Source organism: Nocardioides sp. cx-169, from assembly GCF_021083605.1.
Taxonomy (GTDB): Bacteria; Actinomycetota; Actinomycetes; order Propionibacteriales; family Nocardioidaceae; genus Nocardioides.
This window is the reverse complement of record NZ_JAJNRO010000001.1, coordinates 29091-46688: the sequence shown is the minus strand read 5'-3', so window position 1 is coordinate 46688 and position 17598 is coordinate 29091. Positions and strand designations below refer to the sequence as shown.

Genomic DNA, 17598 nt, shown 5'->3' with positions numbered 1-17598 from the left:
AGTCAGGTCTCGGTGAGGTCGCTCGCGTACGGGTGTCCGCAGATGTCGTCGCGGCTGACGAGTATCGCCGGCGCTGGGTCCACGAGTCCGGTGCGGATCAGCCGGGGGAGGGTGAGCTCGCGGTCGGCCTTCGACAGGGATCGACGGATGTCCTCGCCGCGGTGGATGCGGCGCAGCAGGCGCGCCTCGTTGAGCGTCATCGGCCGGGTGTCCGCGTGCGCGGTGCTGTGCAGCTCCAACGGGTTGATGCGCAGGGTGTCGCCGTGCCGGCCGACGGTGAGACCGGCCTCGGCCAGCGCATCGACGAGTGCGGGGATTGCCTCCTCCACCGTCTCGATCGGCGTCGCGAGGCTGGTGGCGACCGCGGTGGTCGTGATGCCTTGGGCGCTGAGGAGCAGGCCTCCGATGCGCCGTTGAAGGTCGTGCTGCTCGACCTCGCGCTCGGTGGCGAGGAGCGTGGCGGGGATGACGCCGAGGGCGGCTGCGATCCGATCGAGCACTCGGAGCGGAAGGTCGCCGGGGTCGGCGCCGTTCTCAAGGCGGCGGATGGTCTGGTGATCCACGCCGGCGCTCTTGGCGAGGCTGCGGATGGAGTAGCCGCGGTCGACGCGGAGGGCACGGAGTTGGGTGGTGTCGATCATCGGAGCTCGTGGACGGTGATGCCGAGCTGTCGGAGGGCTCGGGCGGTGTGGTCGCGGGTGCGCTCGACGCGGCGGCCGTGCACGTGGATGCCGAGGTCGACGCGGGCGTCAGTGAGGGCCTTGGCGAGGGCCTTGGGGGTGTGCGGCATCAGCGGGTCGTGCTCGTCGGCTTCCTTGGCTCGCCGGAGGTGGAGCTGGGCGCGGAGTGCGGTGGCGGCGGCGGGGGTCAGGTGCACGACGCGGCGGTGGTGTCGAAGGCTCTCGCCGCCGGGGTCGCAGTGGGCGATGGCGATGGAAGCGATGTCGGCGACGCCGAAGCCGGCGCGAGTCAATGCTGCGGTCAAGGTGCGGTATGGCTGACGGTAGGCGAGCATGGCGGCGTCGACCTGCGCCTGGCGGAGCCGGGGGCGTTCCTCGTGCTGGTGGAGCTGAGTGTGGTCGACCTTGACGTACAGGTCCCGGTGCCAAGCAGCGAGCTGCAGACCGCGGACGTCGACGGTGAGCTCATTGTCGGTCGGCGCGTGGTTGAGGATGTTGAAGACCAGATCGGCGACGGTGTCCTGCGTGGCCCCGCGCTCGTCAAAGGCGTGGTCGCTGGTGGCGAACACTCCTGCCAGGCGGCTGCGGGTGCGCTCGAGATCCTCCTCGTGCAGGGCGGCGCGGCAGGCGGCCCAGAAGGTGGTGAACTCGACGGCGGGCGCCTGCGGGAGTTCTCGTCCGCGGGGCTCAGCTGCAACCACAGCCGGCACGGGGAAGGGCACGTCGATCAGAGTGCCTACGAGTGTGGCACGTCTGGTGAGCCCATGGGCGTTCGCGTCGCTCGGGGGCGGGCCGTGGAGCAGCCACAGCCGCTCGAGCCCGGCGCCGTCGGCCAGGTCGCAGAGCTGGCCCAAGGTCTGGGGCAGGAGCCGCTCCGCGTGCACGACGACCAGGTCGACAGTGCGGTGCGCGGCGAGCCACGCCTGGGCGTGGATGATGTCGTCGTGCTCGTGGCGGCCCTTGCCGGCGATGTCGCGGCGGACGCCGAGGGCGGCGAGGACGTCGCCCGCAACCACGTGCAGGCGACGCAGGGCGGGGCGGACCTCGACCCAGAGCGGACCGCCAGGATCCTGGACGCCGGCGGGAGCAACGAGCAGGGCAGCGTCGCCGTAGGCGACGGTGATGATCTCCATGAGGGGTCAGTTCTTCCGGGTGGGGAGCTTGGGGAGGCTGGCGATCGCGGCCTGGGCAAGCCGCTTGTCGAGGTGGGGGTGACCGCCGAGGGGAGCGGCCGGGTCGTGCTCGCTGAGCCACCGGACACGGTCGAGCAGCTTGATCCACCGGCCGAGGTTGCCGTGGCAGACCTGGGCGTCGATGGCGCTCAAGAGCGGGGGGTCGGCGTTGAGGAACAGGGGGTGCAGTCCCTGCAGCACCCTGAGCAGCACCCGGTCCGTCAACGGCTTCACCTGGACCGTTCCGGTGACGGCGTGCGCAAGGAGCGGGTCGCGCTGGACGGCGGACCCGACGGACTCATCGCCGATGAGGACCATGGCGAACCTGGTGTCGGGGTGGGCGTGAAGCCACTGGAGCTGCCCGGCGGCCTCGTTCGTCAGACGCTCGGCGTGTCGAACCACGACGATCCGGTCCTGCTCGGAGAGGGCTTCGACGAGGTCGTCCTGGAGGTCGCGCAGCGGCAGGTCGACCTTGGTGGCGACCTGCCGGTAGAGCCAGGTGTTGATCTTGATGGCGTTCTGGCTCGGCGGCAGATCGACCTGGTGCCACGGCATCGGCTGGGACTTCAGGTGGGCGGTGACGGCGGTGGTGCGGCCGGTGCCCAGCGCCCCGTGGACCAACATGACCTCACGCCGGGGCACGACGAAGTCGGCAGTGAGCGCGACATCCCGGACCGAGGGAGTCGCCTGGACCCTGGGTGCGGGACCCGTGTCGGTCGACGCGACGTCGACCAGGTCGGCGGCGCTCACAGCTCGAGCCTCAGCTGGTCGAGGTCGGCCTCAATGAAGCTGGCGAGGATGTCGTTGGCGCCGGCGTCGAGCTGGTCGTAACTCGGGGTCGCGCTGATGCGGCGGCGTCCCTGCTTGTCCTTCTCGATGCGCGTCGCGCCGTCGGTGTTGCTGCGGGCGCGATTGGCAGTGGTGAACCTCGCCTGAGCGGCCTTGCGAGCCTCCATGCGGCGGTGGAGGAACTCCTCGGTCTCGTCGGCGGTGAGGAGGTCCTTGGGGTGCGCGGTACCGAGGTGCACACCCTCGAGGAAGACCTCGATGAAGCTGCGGTCGTGGGGCAGGTAGCGGATCTCGACCTTGCGCCCCACGGTCCCGGTGAGCCCACCGGTGGGGATGACCCAGTCGATGGTGTCGAAGCGGATGCCGTTCTTGGAGACCTTGACGTCCTTGGCCAGCAGGAAGTCCTGCCAGAGCCGCTCGGGGACGATCTCCTCCAAGGGCGTCGCATCGGCCTGCCACATCTGGAGCGGGGTCTGCCCGGCGGTGGAGATGACGTGGCCGGTCACGTAGTTGTCCATCCAGTCGGCCAGCCACACCAGGAATTCGTCCTCGCACAGGGCGTGGTTCTCCAGGGCGCTGTTGCCGCGGAGGTCCCGGGGGCCGTCGGTGTAGCCGGGCAGGACCGCGAGGTCGGGCTTGAGGGTGCCGAAGAACCGCTCGACCCGACCCTTCAGGTGTGGCGAGTAGGCGGGCAGCGCGCAGGGGATGACCTCGAGCCGCAGGCAGGACTCGGTGATGATGTCGGCGAGGAACTCCAGTCCGCGGTCCCAGTTGGCGCGGACGGGTCGGCCGCCCACCACGGTGACCCCATCGGGCGCCGCCCGCAGGGTGAAGGCCTGAATGAGGGACGCCCGCACCTGCTCCGCGGTGGGCCGGCCGAAGGTGACTACCCAGGACAGGGCGTAGCGGGTCCGGCCGTCGAGCACGACGGTCAGCCACGGCTTGACGGCCCGGGTGTGGCCGCTTGGGACGACGTAGATCGGCAGCTCGGTGTGGTCGAGCAGCAGGTCGCTCATCCGGTGGGGGTAGGTGTTGCTGAGGTAGACCTGGGCGTCGCGGTAGCCACGGCTACCGTGCTTGGCGTAGGCGAGCTGGTCGGTGCCCATGGTTCGGTTGACCAGCCGCTGGAAGCTGCGAACGCTCGGGAGGGCTTCCTTGGGCAGTTCCTTGGCGAGTAGTCCGTGGGCCTTGGCCATGTTGCCGCAGGTGAGGAACACGGCGGTGGCGATGGCAGCCGGGTCCAGACGACAGTGCGGAGAGCTCTCGGTGCCGTTCGGAGAAGCCTCGGTGGCCTGCGCCACAGACACGGCCGCGGCGAGGGCGCGGCGCACGTGTCGGGTGCTGTACCCGGACTCGGCGGCGTAGTGACGCACCAGGTGCGAAGTGATCTCACCACCGCGGGTCTGGTGGTCGCGGAGCGCATCCACGGCGGACTCGAGCAGGGGACGGAGGTGCCTGGGCTTGTTGGACATGTCGGTCACTTTCGGTAGGAGGTCTGAACCAATGGGATGGTTCGCAAGGCGGTGTCGGTGTAGGTGGACGATCCGGGGTCGTGAGTGCTGAGCAATCGGCACCCGAGGAAGGCATCGCCCCAACGGGTCCGGCCGGAGGCGATGTACTCGTGGACCTGCATCTGCACGGTCGAGGTCGCCAGGCGCCGGTGGTGTCCGGTCTTCACCTCGTCGAGCAGGATGCGCCCCTCGTCGTCGCGCCAGGCGAGGTCGACGCGACCACGGCCGAGGGGGGTCTCGGCGCCGAGCAGCTGCCACTGCGGGGGCAGCGCCAGACGGCTGAAGTACGACATCACGGCGGCCCGCAGGTTCTGCCGGTGAGCGCGCTTCTCGATCGGCCGTACGCCGTCGAGGAGTGTGGCGATGACCCCAGCCTGCTGGGCCAACGTCGGTGTGCCGCTCTCGGCCAGGCGCGCGATTGCGAGGTGGGTGAGGGTGCCGAGGTCAGCACTGCGGGCGAGGCCCTCGTCATAGTAGGGAGTGGTCCCCTGGTAGATGTGCATGCCCGGGCACCGTCGCCCGGCCCGGAACAAGCGCAATCCCCGCGCGCCGGCACCGCGGCGGCTCGGGCAGCAGAGGGCCGGGAGTGCCTCAGGTGTCGGACGATGAACGTTGGAGGAGGAGCCACACGGCGGCGGCCATGCCGGTCTCACCCATCCAGGTGCGACCCAGCAGGCAGTTGGACCAGTGCTGCTTGGAGAACCCGAAACGCTTGACCACTCGTGCTGTTGCTCGACGGTCTCCTCGTTGCCGGAGGTGGCAGGCCAGTCGGTGCTGGACCTCGGCGACGGCGCGGGAACGAGGGTCGCCCCCAAGGGGCAGGTGAGTGATGGCGTCGTGCTGTCGCCCGAACTGCCACGGATCCACCAGGTAGTCCCGCGGCGCGAGACTTCGTCGTTCCAGGGTGTGTTGTCGCAGCGGCATGTGGCGCACGGTGACCGTGAAGGCCGCCGTGACAGTGGCCCACGAACGTAGGGCCTCTTCTCGAAAGCGAGGTCCTTCAGTCCCGCAGGCGGCGACTGGGCCATGGGGCACGGGACCACGCCAAGGCTGCCCCGCCCAACGCCGCCGGGAGATCGTCCACGGAGCCGACCGGTTCGGTGGACGATCTCGGCGCCACGCCTGCGACGGGTGCGGACTGTTGGCTCGGCCGCCACGCTGGTGCCAGGGTGCGCATGTACAGGGCATGCGTCTCGGGGCCTCTGACAACAGGAGGAGACGTGACCGCGTACCTCGACCCCGACGCTGGCTTCCCACCGAGCCCGGTCCGTCGGACGCGGACCTGTGGTCGGGCGAGCTTCCGTTCACCGCGTGGGGACAACGGACGCACGGGGAGCTCGACCTCCGTGTCTTCGACCAGGACGTGTGGTGGGTCGACATCGCGCAACGGCCTCACCGGTTGACGGAGATGCCGTGCAGCTACATCACCAACGTCGTTGCGTTTCTCGCCCAGGGACGCGGAGTACTTCTTCTACGGGACGATGCGCCGGGGGGTACTACAGATGTGGGGCGACTTCCTGTTGGGGCGAATCCCCACGGACGTGGTCGCACACGCACCCGGGGCACCCGCACTGACCGACCTCACGCCCTCACAGCGGCTGGAAGTAACCTCGTTGATGCGGGCGCTGCGCGCACGCGCGGTGCACGGCCAACAACCCCGATGCCCACTGACCACCGCGGCCGCCAGGACTGCAGTGCCAGACCTCACGACTACCGCGATCACGACCACTCCACAGAGGAAGCCGTCATCACGGCGCTGGAGCACGCGACGCCGGTCAACCGGGAGGTGGCAGAGCTGGCCGTGGCGATGCTGCAGCGCCGCTACGACCAGATGCTCTGGCGCCTCGGCGGGCGCGAGGGCACCCCACCCGCGCACGCCACCCTCCGGCAAGACCCCACACTGACTCCGCAACACTGCTTGGGGGCGGTGCTGCACGAGCTCGCCGGCGCCCGTCTCGCCGGCCGTTCGGAGACCCTCGCCCACGGCCTCGAGGGCGCTGCGCCATCTGGTCCGGGAGCGAGACGAGGCGCGGGCGTGGGCTCGTGGATACGAGCGCGGGATGTTCACCGCCAACACGGACGAGCCTCCTACGTGGCCGACGAAGGATCTCGCTGATGAGGACTGACCAGCGGGCGCCGGGATCGTCGAGCGGCGGCCTGCGACCGGTACTGGTGGTGGTCGATGTAGATGGCGTGACCTCCCCAGTGCACGGGGCCACCGCCTGGACGGACGACCTCAAGGTTGGCGACGTGCTCGGTCCCGTCGTCGTGTCTCCGGCGCTCGTGATGCACCTTGACGCTCTAGACGCCGTCCCCGGGGTCACCTGCTTGTGGATGACGGACTGGACACCGAAGATGCGGGCCCGCATGAAGGTCTTTCCCGGCCGGAAGTGGCCGTCGCTCGAGCGTGGCGACAGGCCGGCCGGGTCGCGCAGCTGGTGGAAGTTCGCTGCGTTGCAGGCATGGTTGACCGAGCTGGCTGCCAACCTCCCCGAGGAGGAGTCCTTCGGCTCTCTGGTCTGGTTGGACGACGACCTTGACACCTGGACCATCCAGGCGGCTTGCCAGCGGCTCCTCAGGCCACTGGGTCTCGACACGCTCCTCGTCGCGCCGCGCTCAGAGCTGGGAATGACGCCAGCAGAGATGGTGCGCGTGGGGGACTGGGTGAAGACACGCGTGGAGAAGAAGGAGAGGTACCGGCTCGACGAGGCGTGGCGCTTGTCGCCGGTGGCCCCGTGCGGGTGCCAATGGGACGGATGGCGCTGCCCCCACTGCGGCAGCGTCACCGACCCCGCCGGCGACGCCTGGTACCCGGCGCACACGGTGAGCTGCCACGGGCGAAACTGCTAGAAGGAGTGAATCGCGGGGTCAGAAAAACGCGACGGCTGTTTTCCCGGTCCACGCTCTGAGGCGCCATCAGAGGCCACTCGTGGACCACCGGCCCACGTCTTCGATTGCCGGGATTCACGAGCATGACTGCTGTGAACCCGATTCACTTGACATGGTGCGTGAATCCATATACCTTGATTGTCACAACGTTCATCCGAAAATCGGATCGACAAAACAATCAAGGAGAAGTAATGTCCACACTCGTCCCCGCTCTGCGTCGCAGGCAGAGCACCCCGGCCCGCCGTCGCATCGTCTTGGTCGACATCGAGAACCTGATAGGAGGCGCCGTGCTCACCGCTCACCAGGTCGACTGGGCCAAGACTCAGCTCGTCATCGCGATCGGACTCGTCGACCGCGACCAGGTCGTCATCGGGACCAGTCATATCGGTCTGGTCACGATCGGCACCAGGTGGGAGCGTCAGCGCTACGTCGTTCGCTCCGGCGACGACGGAGCTGACATCGCGCTCCTGGAGGTCCTCGCAGAAGACCTCGCCAGCAGATACGACGAGGTGGTCCTCGCCTCGGGCGACGGCATCTTCACCGACGCCGCGGCCGCTCTTGCCGCAGCCGGAGTCGACGTCCATGTCGTCGCACCGGCGGACGCCCTCGCTCGTCGCCTCAGCCTCGCAGCGTCCCGCGTCACCCTCCTGCCTAACCAGTACACGATCAGCGCCCTGGGCGGTGCTGCTTGATGAAGGACTCCATGAACAACCCAAGCGGCCAGGCCCTTGTGGCGCCCTCCGACATCGCTGTCATGGCTGGCGTCTCACGCGGCGCCGTCTCGAACTGGCGAAAGCGATCTGAAGACTTCCCGCAGCCCGTGGCGGGCGGCCCGACGAAGCCGCTGTTCAACCGTGCCGAGATCGAAGCGTGGTTGAAGGCGGCCGGCAAGGAAGTACGAACCGACTACGGCCTCCACATCTGGGCCGCCGTCAACGCCCTGCGCGGCTTCATCGACATCGCCGAGATTCCGTCACTCGTCCTTTCCATCGCATGTGCCCGCAAGCTCTGCGCCGAGACAGGCAACTCGCACGCGTGGAGCGAGATCGTCGACGAAGTGAAGCAGACTGGCTTCGACGGTCTGGCGGCTGCAGGTGCGCGGTATGGCATCGAGGACTGGGACGCACTCGTGCCCGTCAGTTCCGAGATGCGGAACCTCTCTCGCGCGATCGCCCCCGCTCTGCTTGTCGGGTTCGCGGAGGTGCCGGTCGACCGCCTCTCTGAGATCACCGACTTCGCACTCGCCCGTGTCGCAGGGGCCTACGGCAAGGTTGGTGCCGAACACGGCTTCGTCGGCTCGCGCGTTTCTGAGCTGCTCGTCAACCTAGCCTCGCCCGAAGCGCGTGGTGTCGTCTATGACCCGGCGTGCGGCATTGGGGAGGTGCTCCTGCGGCTCGCCGGGGCGGGTGGAGACCAGATCGAGCGGCTCGTTGGTCACGACCTGAACTACGAGGCGACCGAAATCCTCGAGCAGCGCGCTTATCTTGCCGGTGTGCCGATCGATGTAGTCCACACCGACGTCCTACGACACGACGTCGAGGAGGGCCTCAAGGCCGACCTCATCGTCTGCGAGCCACCTTTCGGCGCATTCTGGGACCCCCAGATCGCGGACCCGCGATGGTGCTTCGGAGTTCCTCCGAAGTCCTCCTCGGAGCTGGCCTGGATTCAGCACACCGTTGCGCACCTGTCGCAGGGTGGCATCGGCTACGTGGTCACCTCGCCCATGGCCCTGTCACGCGGAGGCGAGGCGGAGATCCGCACGAAGCTGCTCGCTGCCGGCTGTGTCGAGGCGATCGTTGGCCTGCCACCGAAGATGCTTCCGCACACCTCGATCCCGCTGGCCCTGTGGGTTCTTCGCGCACCGGGCGCTGTCACTGGCCGAGTCCGCATCGTCGACGGGTCGCAGGCTGAGCTCCCCGAGACTCATGCGGCGGACTGGCTGCGCTCTCTCGACCCGAGCAGTTTGCCGGCTCCAACTGTCGAAATACCCGTGGCCGACCTTCTTGCCGAGGGCAGCACCCTCCTCCCGTCCAAGTGGACCACGCCTCCGGCGAACCCCTCCGAGACTGCCGTGCGATACCGGGAGGCCTTGGACGGCCTCAACGAGATCCTTGACGCAGTGGCCGATGCGGACCGACCCGTCCGTGCGTTCACGCAGGGTCGCGGCGCGAGGGTCGTGACTGTCGGCGACCTGATCAAACAGGGCGCCCTCGAGATGCGGCAGGGGCGCCCCTCCAAGGAAGGGGACAACGATGTCCCCGCCGTGAGCGCCCGTGACATCAGAGCCCAACGCCTTCCTCAGCCCGACGGCTCTCTAGGCGCTCCCGGTCCATTCGACACGGCCACGGGCGACGTCCTCGTCACCACCATGAATGAAGTGCGGACCCTCGTGGATCCGACCGGTGGACACCGGCTCGGCAACGGCGTGTACCGGCTCCGGATCCTCAGCGAACAACTTTCCCCTGACTACATAGCCGCAGTCCTGCCAGGTGAGTGGAACGCGAGGCACATGACGGGCTCCACCATCCAGCGAGCCAACCTGCGGGACCTCGAGATCCCCGTTCTGCCACGCGAACGTCAGGACGCGCTCAGCGCTGCACTAAGCGAGATCACAAGGTTGCGGGCCCGTGCCGCGCAGCTTGAGGCGCAAGCCGCAGAGCTATCCAGCTTGCTCCTTGACGCCATTCGTGTCGACGCCGACCTCGGCAGCGAGGGGATGGCGTGAAGCGCGTGAGCCTCTCCGTTGGACACATGCGGGTGTTCCGTCTGACTGCCAACGACGCAGGACAGTCTGCGGCAGACTGGATGCCGATCGCTCGTCGTCTCTCGTCAGGAACTCAGTGAGCACGCTCGGAAGCTTCATCTGGTCGATCGCCGACCAGCTCCGGGGCCCCTACCGCCCCAACCAGTACGGCACCGTGATCCTGCCGTTCACGATCCTGCGGCGCCTGGACAGCATCCTGGAGCCCGACCGCGCCAGGGTGCGCGAACTGGCCGCGAAGCACGAGAACCCGAACCGGCTCCGGGTGGAGGTCAAGAGAGCAACCGGGCGGCCGTTCTACAACACCTCGAACTACTCCTTCGCCAACCTCCTGGCCGACGCCGACGGGCTGGCAGACAACCTGACCGACTATGTCGACCGGTTCTCCGCCGACGTCGACGTCTTCGAGTACTTCGACTTCAAGAAGGAGATCCTCGGCCTCGAGAAGGCCGGCCTCCTGCGCGAGATCGTCAAGTCGTTCAGCGCCATCGACCTGCACCCGGACAAGGTGTCGAACTCCGACATGGGCGACGCGTTCGAGTACATCATCCGCAAGTTCAACGAGGCCGCGAACGAGACCTCCGGGGACCACTACACCCCGCGCGACGCCATCAGACTGTTGATGGACCTGCTCTTCGCCGAGAAGGACATGGATCTGACTGCGGAGGGAATCGTCCGCACGCTGTACGACCCCACCGCCGGCACCGGCGGCATGCTCTCGCTGGCAGAAGAGCACCTGCTCGCGCAGAACCCCGACGCCAAGCTCACCCTGTACGGCCAGGAGTACAACCCGCAGTCCTACGCCATCTGCAAGTCCGACCTGCTCGCCAAGGGTCACGACGCGACCAACATCGCCTTCGGTAACACCCTCACCGACGACGCGTTCAACAACCGGTTTTTTGATTTCTCGATGTCCAATCCGCCGTACGGGGTGGACTGGAAGCAGTACGCCAAGGCCATCACCAAGGAGCGCGACGAAGCCGGCCCTTACGGCCGCTTCGCTCCCGGGCTGCCGGCCACGTCCGACGGACAGATGCTGTTCCTGCTCCACCTGGCTCACAAGATGCGGGCGCCGGAGGATGGCGGCGGTCGGGTCGGGATCGTGATGAATGGCTCGCCGCTGTTCAACGGGGGCGCCGGCTCCGGGCCCTCCAACATCCGGCAGTGGCTGCTGGAGAACGACCTCGTCGAGGCCATCGTCGCGTTGCCGACCAACATGTTTTTCAACACCGGCATCGCCACCTACATCTGGATCCTCGACAACAGCAAGCACCCCGACCGCAATGGCAAGGTGCAGCTCATTGACGGCACCTCGTTCTGGACCAAGATGCGCAAGAGCCTCGGCTCCAAGAACCGCGAGATCAGTGAAAGCGACCGCGCCCAAATCGTCCGGCTCTACGCCGACTTCACCGACGCCGACCCCGACCACTCCAAGGTCCTCACGAACGACGAGTTCGGCTACTGGACCATCACCGTCGAGCGCCCCCTCCTCGACGATGTCGGCAACCCAGTCGTCGACCGCAAGGGCAAGCCGAAGCCCGACTCCAAGAAGCGCGACACCGAGAACGTTCCCTTCACCTACGGCCGCTCCACCGCCGGACCCGCCACCCAGGCCGAGGTCATCCAGGCCTACTTCGACACCGAGGTGAAACCCCACGTCCCCGGCGCCTGGATCGACTGGGCCAAGACCAAGACCGGCTACGAGATCCCCTTCACCCGCCACTTCTACAAGTACGTTTCGCCCCGCCCCCTCGCCGAGATCGACGCCGACCTGGAGAAGCAGGTCGCGAAGATCCTGGACCTGTTGCGGGAGGTGGAGGGGTGACCGGGCCCCTGTGGGAGACGCTGCCGAAGGGCTGGCGCGAGGGGCAGGTCAAGAACGCTGCGACCGTCACCCTCGGCAAGATGTTGCAGACCAGGGACTCCGGCAGCGACGTCATCGCGCCCTATATGCGTGCTGCCAACGTCCAACCGAATGGAGCGCTCGCTCTCGGTAGCGTCAACGAGATGTGGTTCGGCGAGTCGGAACTGCAACAGCTCGATCTCCGCGCCGGTGATGCCGTGGTTGTCGAAGGCGGCCAGGGCGGTTTTGGCCGCGCTGCCTACCTACCCGAGGACCTTCCTGGTTGGGGGTTTCAGAACTCCATCAACCGGTTGCGCCCACATGCCGGCTTTGACGGGCGGTTCATCGCCTACTACCTGATCGCCCTGCGCGCCAGCGGCTTCATCCGTGCCTACGCCAACGTGGTCTCGATGCCGCACCTCACTGCAGACAAACTCGCCAAGACGCCCATCTTGTTGCCGCCGCTCGAGGCGCAGTGCGCCATCGCCGAGTACCTCGACCGCGAGACCATCCGCATCGACACTCTTATCGAGGAGCAGGAGCGTCTGGTCGATCTGCTCCGAGAGCGCCGGACAGCGGTCCTTTCCGCGGTTTTTGGGGCCGGCCCTTCGACTGAGACGACCAAGGTCGGCCGCTTGCTAGCGGCTCGCCCCTCTTACGGCGTGCTGGTGCCGAGATACGTGGACGAAGCGGACGGCGTTCCGTTCGTTCGCGTTGGAGACCTCATGAACCTGATGCCGGACCGCCCCATGTTGGCGATTGCCACAGAGCAGTCGGATGAGTTCTCCCGCACGCAGATCGTCGGCGGCGAGGTGCTCCTGGGCGTGGTGGGCAAGATGGGCCAGGCAACCTTGGCGCCTCAGTGGCTCGCGGGAGCCAACGTGGCTCGCGCTGTTGCGGTTCTCCGCTGCAAGGAACCTGCCGTTGCTCCGCTCCTCTGTGCGTGGCTTGGATCGCGCAGTTTCCTGCTCCAGGCGTCTCTGGCGACAAGCGGAGACAGCATTCAGCCCACGCTCGGCATGAAGGATCTCGCGCGTTTTGACATCAGTCTGCCGACGGATCCCGGGGCGACAAAGCGCCTCGCGGATGTCTTGGCCAAGATCGACACGCTAATCACCGAGACCCAGCGGTTCATCGAACTGTCTCGCGAGCGCCGGTCGGCCCTGATCACGGCTGCGGTGACCGGACAGATCGACGTCCGAGGCGAGGTGGCTTGAGATGACGGACCTGAGCAGGCTGCGGGTGGTCCCGGTGCGCGAGGTGTGGCGGCACGAGGCCTACGACTTCACCCAGTGGATGCTCCAGAACGCCGACGTTCTCGCGGACGTGTTGGGAATGGAGTTGGAGCTTACGGCGGCGGAGCACCCAGTCGGCGGTTTCTCCCTCGACCTCATCGGGCGCGAGGTGGGCACCGGCAACGTCGTGATCGTCGAGAACCAGCTCGAGCAGACCGACCACGGGCACCTGGGCCAGATCATGACCTACGCCGGGGGCACCGACCCGCAGACGATTGTGTGGTGCGCCCCGTCGTTCCGCGACGAGCACCGGGCCGCCCTCGATTGGCTCAACGAGCGCACCGACGAGAACACCCGGTTCTTCGGGGTCGAGATCTCGGCGGTGCAGATCGACGAGAGCCGGCCGGCGCCGATGTTCCGGCTCGTGGCGCAGCCCAACGAGTGGACCAAGCAGGTCCACGCGGAGACCTCCTCGGCTCCGTCGACGGAACGCGAAGTCGTCTACCTGGAGTTCTGGACCGAGCTGCTGCGTCGGATCCGTGACCGGCATCCCGACTGGACCCGATCGGTGAAGGGCGCGAAGGGCAGTTGGATCACGCTACCGTTCGGGTCCTCGATCGGCTGGTACGGAATGGTCTTCACGAGGAGTGGTCCGCGCATCGAGCTCTACTTCGGTTCCTCCGATGCCGAGCAGAACCGCCTCGGCTTCGAGCGGATCGCCGCCCGCCGCGACCAGATCGACGCCGACTTCGGCGCCCCCGTCTCCTACGACCTGCTCCCCACCAAGAAGGCCTGTCGCATCCACGTCGACCGCGCCGAGGGCGGCGACGTCATGCAGCTCGACACCCACGACGAGCTGATGGGCTGGTTCGTCTCCACCATGGAGCGCTTCCGGATAGCGACGCAACGAGCTCGGGTCGCGAGCGAGTCGGGGTCTCGTGATGGCTGACCACAACGAGGGCGTCTTCGAGACCGAGATCTGCGACCACCTGGAGCGCAATGGGTGGCTGTACTCGGCGAACCACGCCGGCTACGACCGGGAGCGGGCCCTGTTTCCTGATGACCTGCGTGACTGGCTCACGGAGACGCAGCCGGCGGCGTACGCGAAGGCGTTGAAGGCGGCCGGGTCGGAGGCGAAGTTCCTCGACGTGCTGACCACGGCACTGGACAAGCCACTCGAGCACGGCGGCGGCACCCTGAACATCCTGCGCAACGGCGTGCAGTACATCGGCGGCGGCCGGTTGAAGATGGCGCAGTTCCGTCCCGAGACGACGCTGAACGAGACGACGAACGCCCACTACGCCGCGATGCGGGTGCGGGTGATGCGGCAGGTGCACTTCTCGACCGCTGACCGGCGCAGCCTCGACCTCGTGTTCTTCGTCAACGGGCTCCCGGTAGCGACGGTGGAGCTCAAGACCCACTTCACCCAGTCGTTGGACGAGGCGATTCAGCAGTACCGCAAGGACCGCAACCCGCTCACCAACGGCCGACCTGAGCCATTGCTGTCGTTCGGGCATCGGGCGCTGGTGCACTTCGCGGTCTCCAACGACCTGGCGGCGATGACCACCCGGTTGGAGGGGGAGAAGACTCACTTTCTGCCGTTCAACGTCGGCCACGAGGCCGGCGCCGGCAACCCGCCTGGCGGGGACGGGAAGTCGGCGACGGCGTACCTGTGGGAGCGGGTGTGGGAGAAGGACGCCTGGCTCACGATCATCGGGCGGCTGATGCTCGTGGAGACCAAGGAGGAGTGGGACGTTGCCACCGGCACCTCGGTGCGTCGCACCAGCATGCTGTTCCCCCGGTTCCACCAGTGGGAAGCGGTCACGAACGTTGTGACCGCGGTCACCGAGGAGGGGGTCGGTCAGCGGTACCTGATCGAGCACTCGGCTGGTTCGGGGAAGACCAACACGATCGCCTGGACCGCGCACCGGCTGGCCCGGCTGCATGTTGACGACAAGAAGGTCTTCGACTCCGTGATCGTGGTGGTGGACCGCACGGTGCTCGACGGGCAGCTCCAGGACGCGATCCGTCAGATCGACGGCACCGGCAAGATCGTGGCCACCATCAGCCCGGAGGATGTCCGCAAGGCGGGCGCGAAGTCGAAGTCCAGCCTGTTGGCGACGGCGTTGAAGAACGGCGAGCTGATCATCGCGGTGACGGTGCAGACCTTCCCGCACGCGCTCAAGGAGATCCAGGCCGACGCCGGTCTGAAGGGCAAGAAGTTCGCGGTCATCGCCGACGAGGCCCACTCCTCGCAGTCCGGGCAGATCTCCTCCAAGCTCAAACAGGTCCTCACCGCCGAGGAGATCGAGGAGATCGAGGACGGCGGAGAGATTGACGTGGAGTCGATCCTGGCTGCGGAGATGACCGAGCGGGCCGAGTCGCCCAACATCTCCTACCTCGCCTTCACTGCCACCCCGAAGAACAAGACCCTGGAGCTGTTCGGACGCAAGGGCTCCGACGGCAAGCCTCGCGAGTTCCACCTGTACTCCATGAAGCAGGCCATCGAGGAGGGTTACATCCTCGACGTCCTCAAGGGCTACCAGGCCTACGAGACCGCTCTGAAGATCGCCGGCAACGCCAACGGCGAGGAGGTCGAGGAGGGTGCGGCACGCAAGGGCCTGATGCGGTGGGTCCGGCTGCACCCCACCAACATCAGCCAAAAGGTCCAGATCATCGTCGAGCACTTCCACGCCAACGTCGCTCACTTGCTGGAGGGCAAGGCCAAGGCGATGGTGGTGACCGACTCTCGCAAGGCAGCAGTGAAGTACAAGAAGGCGATCGACGCCTACATCGCCAAACGCGCCGCCGAGGATGCCTCCTACACCTACCGGACCCTGGTGGCGTTCTCCGGCGCGGTGCGGATGGACGAGGACGAGGTCTGGGCATCCGAGTGGGGCCCGACCCCGGACAAGGACGACGAGTTCACAGAAGCCAACATGAACCCCGGCGCCGGTGCCGACCTCGCGGCGGCGTTCAAGGGCGAGACCTACAAGATCATGCTGGTAGCCAACAAGTTCCAGACCGGGTTCGACCAGCCGCTCCTCTCAGCCATGTACGTCGACAAGAAGCTATCCGGCGTGACCGCGGTGCAGACGCTTTCGCGGCTCAACCGCACCCACCGCACCGCAAGCGGCGAGCAGAAGCGCAAGACGTTCGTCATCGACTTCGTCAACAAGCCCGACGACATCAAGACCGCCTTCGAGCCGTACTTCAAGCACGCCACCCTCGAGACCGAGACCGACCCCTACGTCGTCGTTCATCTGTCCACCAAGCTCGCCCAGGCCGGTATCTACACCGAGGACCAGGTCCGCCACGTCGCCGAGCTGTGGGTCACCCGCAAGGGAAACAACGCGCTCTCCGCGGCCATCAGTCCGGCCCAGCACGACTTCGCACGCCGGTACGCCCGGGCGCTCGAGGAGGACGACAAGGTCACCCTCAACGCCCTCGACCTCTTCCGCAAGGACGTCTCGACCTACGTGAGGCTCTACGACTTCATGAGCCAGATCGTCGACTACGGCGACCCCTACCTGGAGATGCTCTCGATCTACCTGCGCCTGCTCGAACGCGTCATCGACGACAGCTCCTGGGCCGCCGAGGTCGACCTCTCCGATGTCGTCCTGGTCGGGGTCAAGCACACCAAGAGCGCTCAGGTCGACATCTCACTGTCCGGTGACGGGGAGCTGAAAGGCATCACCGGCGCCGGCACCGGGACGAGGAAGGAGCCGAAGTACGTGGCCCTCCAGGTCGTCATAGACAAGATGAACGATCTCTTCGGCGCCGAGGCCTTCACCGAGTCGCAAGTCCGGGAGTTCGTCAACAGCCTCGTCCTACGACTGTTGGCCTATCCCGATCTGGTGAAGCAGACCCAGGTGAACTCCAAGAAGCAGTTCCTGGAGTCGCAGGACTTCCAGTCAGCCGTCACCGAGGCGGTCATTGACAACCAAGGCGCGCACAACACCATGGCCGACTACTTCTTCAGCGACGGCCCGGGGATCAACGGCGTCATCATCGCCCTCGCGGACGCCTTCTACGAGGCCGCGATCGACGCCGGTTCCTGATCAACGGAGGGCACCGGACTGAGCAGCGCCGTGAAAGGCGTTGGCCGGAACGCCGGAACGCCGGAACGCCGGAACGCCGGGCCGCCGTTTCGTCTAGCAGATGACGCGGGCGTGTCTCGCACCCACCCGCGGTGGACCGCCGGGCGCTGATGGCCTCGGTCGCCGAGGTTGTGCTTGGAACGGCCGACGTCGAGGAGACCGTCGCGCGGACCGGCGTCGCGGTCTTTCATCGTCACCGCCCTCGAGATCGCCGCCTCCGCGTCCACCCTACGGACGAGTATCAGCCGTTCGGCTGCCCGGCGCGGGGCTACACTGCCGAGGCCCCTGCCCGTCGCCCTCACCGCGGCAGCTCCGAAGGCACGCCTTCCCAGGACGTGACTTCCTACTGGTCGGCGACCGCCGACCTGCTCCGGGGCGAGACGGAACCGGACCCACAATGGCCGGGCAACGTAGACCAGCTCGCCGAGGCGATCGACGTACTTCTGATCCTGGAGGCCCGACAGGATCACCCGTTCGCCGCGATCGTCGGTCGTGACAGCTCCATCCCACCGAACCACTGGACCCCCGGATGTCCCGGTGGCCGTGGGACGGACATTGGATGTCCGATCACACCTGATAAGAGTTCTCACCGTCGAGTCCCGAGAGTCGCACGTTTGA

At 67.1% G+C, this 17598-nt stretch carries 13 protein-coding genes; 7 read left to right on the top strand and 6 right to left on the bottom strand.

The window, feature by feature from the left end; translation table 11 throughout:
- Positions 1–2 precede the first annotated feature (2 nt).
- The 6 genes from LRP67_RS00185 to LRP67_RS21165 form a co-directional block, all read right to left on the bottom strand.
- The gene (locus LRP67_RS00185; RefSeq protein ID WP_231267935.1) at positions 3–641 is read right to left on the bottom strand and encodes a helix-turn-helix domain-containing protein; all 639 of its coding nucleotides are present in this window, start codon (positions 639–641) and stop codon (positions 3–5) included.
- A complete protein-coding gene (locus LRP67_RS00180) occupies positions 638–1813 on the bottom strand; it encodes a hypothetical protein (protein ID WP_231267934.1) in 1176 nt (391 codons plus the stop codon). The genes LRP67_RS00185 and LRP67_RS00180 overlap by 4 nt, the downstream gene beginning before the upstream one ends.
- A 6-nt stretch (positions 1814–1819) precedes the next feature.
- On the bottom strand, positions 1820–2602 hold the full coding sequence (locus LRP67_RS00175; RefSeq protein ID WP_231267933.1) for an AAA family ATPase: 783 nt from the start codon (positions 2600–2602) through the stop codon (positions 1820–1822).
- Entirely contained in the window at positions 2599–4113 is a 1515-nt protein-coding gene (locus LRP67_RS00170; protein WP_231267932.1) for a transposase family protein, read from the bottom strand. The genes LRP67_RS00175 and LRP67_RS00170 overlap by 4 nt, the downstream gene beginning before the upstream one ends.
- Before the next feature lie 5 nt (positions 4114–4118).
- Positions 4119–4655, bottom strand: a complete 537-nt coding sequence (locus tag LRP67_RS00165) for a PD-(D/E)XK nuclease family protein (protein WP_231267931.1) — start codon at positions 4653–4655, stop codon at positions 4119–4121.
- Between the two features lie 88 nt (positions 4656–4743).
- A complete protein-coding gene (locus LRP67_RS21165) occupies positions 4744–4872 on the bottom strand; it encodes a hypothetical protein (protein ID WP_269210890.1) in 129 nt (42 codons plus the stop codon).
- A gap of 1395 nt (positions 4873–6267) precedes the next feature.
- On the opposite strand from LRP67_RS21165, the gene LRP67_RS00160 reads away from it, so the two are divergent.
- The 7 genes from LRP67_RS00160 to LRP67_RS00130 all read left to right on the top strand — a co-directional run bounded on the left by LRP67_RS00160 (position 6268) and on the right by LRP67_RS00130 (position 16941).
- Positions 6268–7002: a hypothetical protein gene (locus tag LRP67_RS00160; protein WP_231267930.1), complete on the top strand. Its 735-nt coding sequence runs from the start codon at positions 6268–6270 to the stop codon at positions 7000–7002.
- Between the two features lie 230 nt (positions 7003–7232).
- Entirely contained in the window at positions 7233–7733 is a 501-nt protein-coding gene (locus LRP67_RS00155; RefSeq protein WP_231267929.1) for an NYN domain-containing protein, read from the top strand.
- On the top strand, positions 7733–9766 hold the full coding sequence (locus LRP67_RS00150; RefSeq protein ID WP_231267928.1) for an N-6 DNA methylase: 2034 nt from the start codon (positions 7733–7735) through the stop codon (positions 9764–9766). The genes LRP67_RS00155 and LRP67_RS00150 overlap by 1 nt, the downstream gene beginning before the upstream one ends.
- 115 nt (positions 9767–9881) lie before the next feature.
- Complete coding sequence (locus LRP67_RS00145; RefSeq protein WP_231267927.1) at positions 9882–11627, top strand: class I SAM-dependent DNA methyltransferase; 1746 nt, start codon at positions 9882–9884, stop codon at positions 11625–11627.
- A complete protein-coding gene (locus tag LRP67_RS00140) occupies positions 11624–12862 on the top strand; it encodes a restriction endonuclease subunit S (protein ID WP_231267926.1) in 1239 nt (412 codons plus the stop codon). Before LRP67_RS00145 ends, LRP67_RS00140 begins: the two co-directional genes overlap by 4 nt.
- A 1-nt stretch (position 12863) precedes the next feature.
- Complete coding sequence (locus LRP67_RS00135; protein WP_231267925.1) at positions 12864–13829, top strand: DUF4268 domain-containing protein; 966 nt, start codon at positions 12864–12866, stop codon at positions 13827–13829.
- Positions 13822–16941, top strand: coding sequence for a type I restriction endonuclease subunit R (locus tag LRP67_RS00130; RefSeq protein ID WP_231267924.1), 3120 nt, complete (start codon positions 13822–13824; stop codon positions 16939–16941). Before LRP67_RS00135 ends, LRP67_RS00130 begins: the two co-directional genes overlap by 8 nt.
- The last annotated feature ends 657 nt before the right edge of the window (positions 16942–17598 follow it).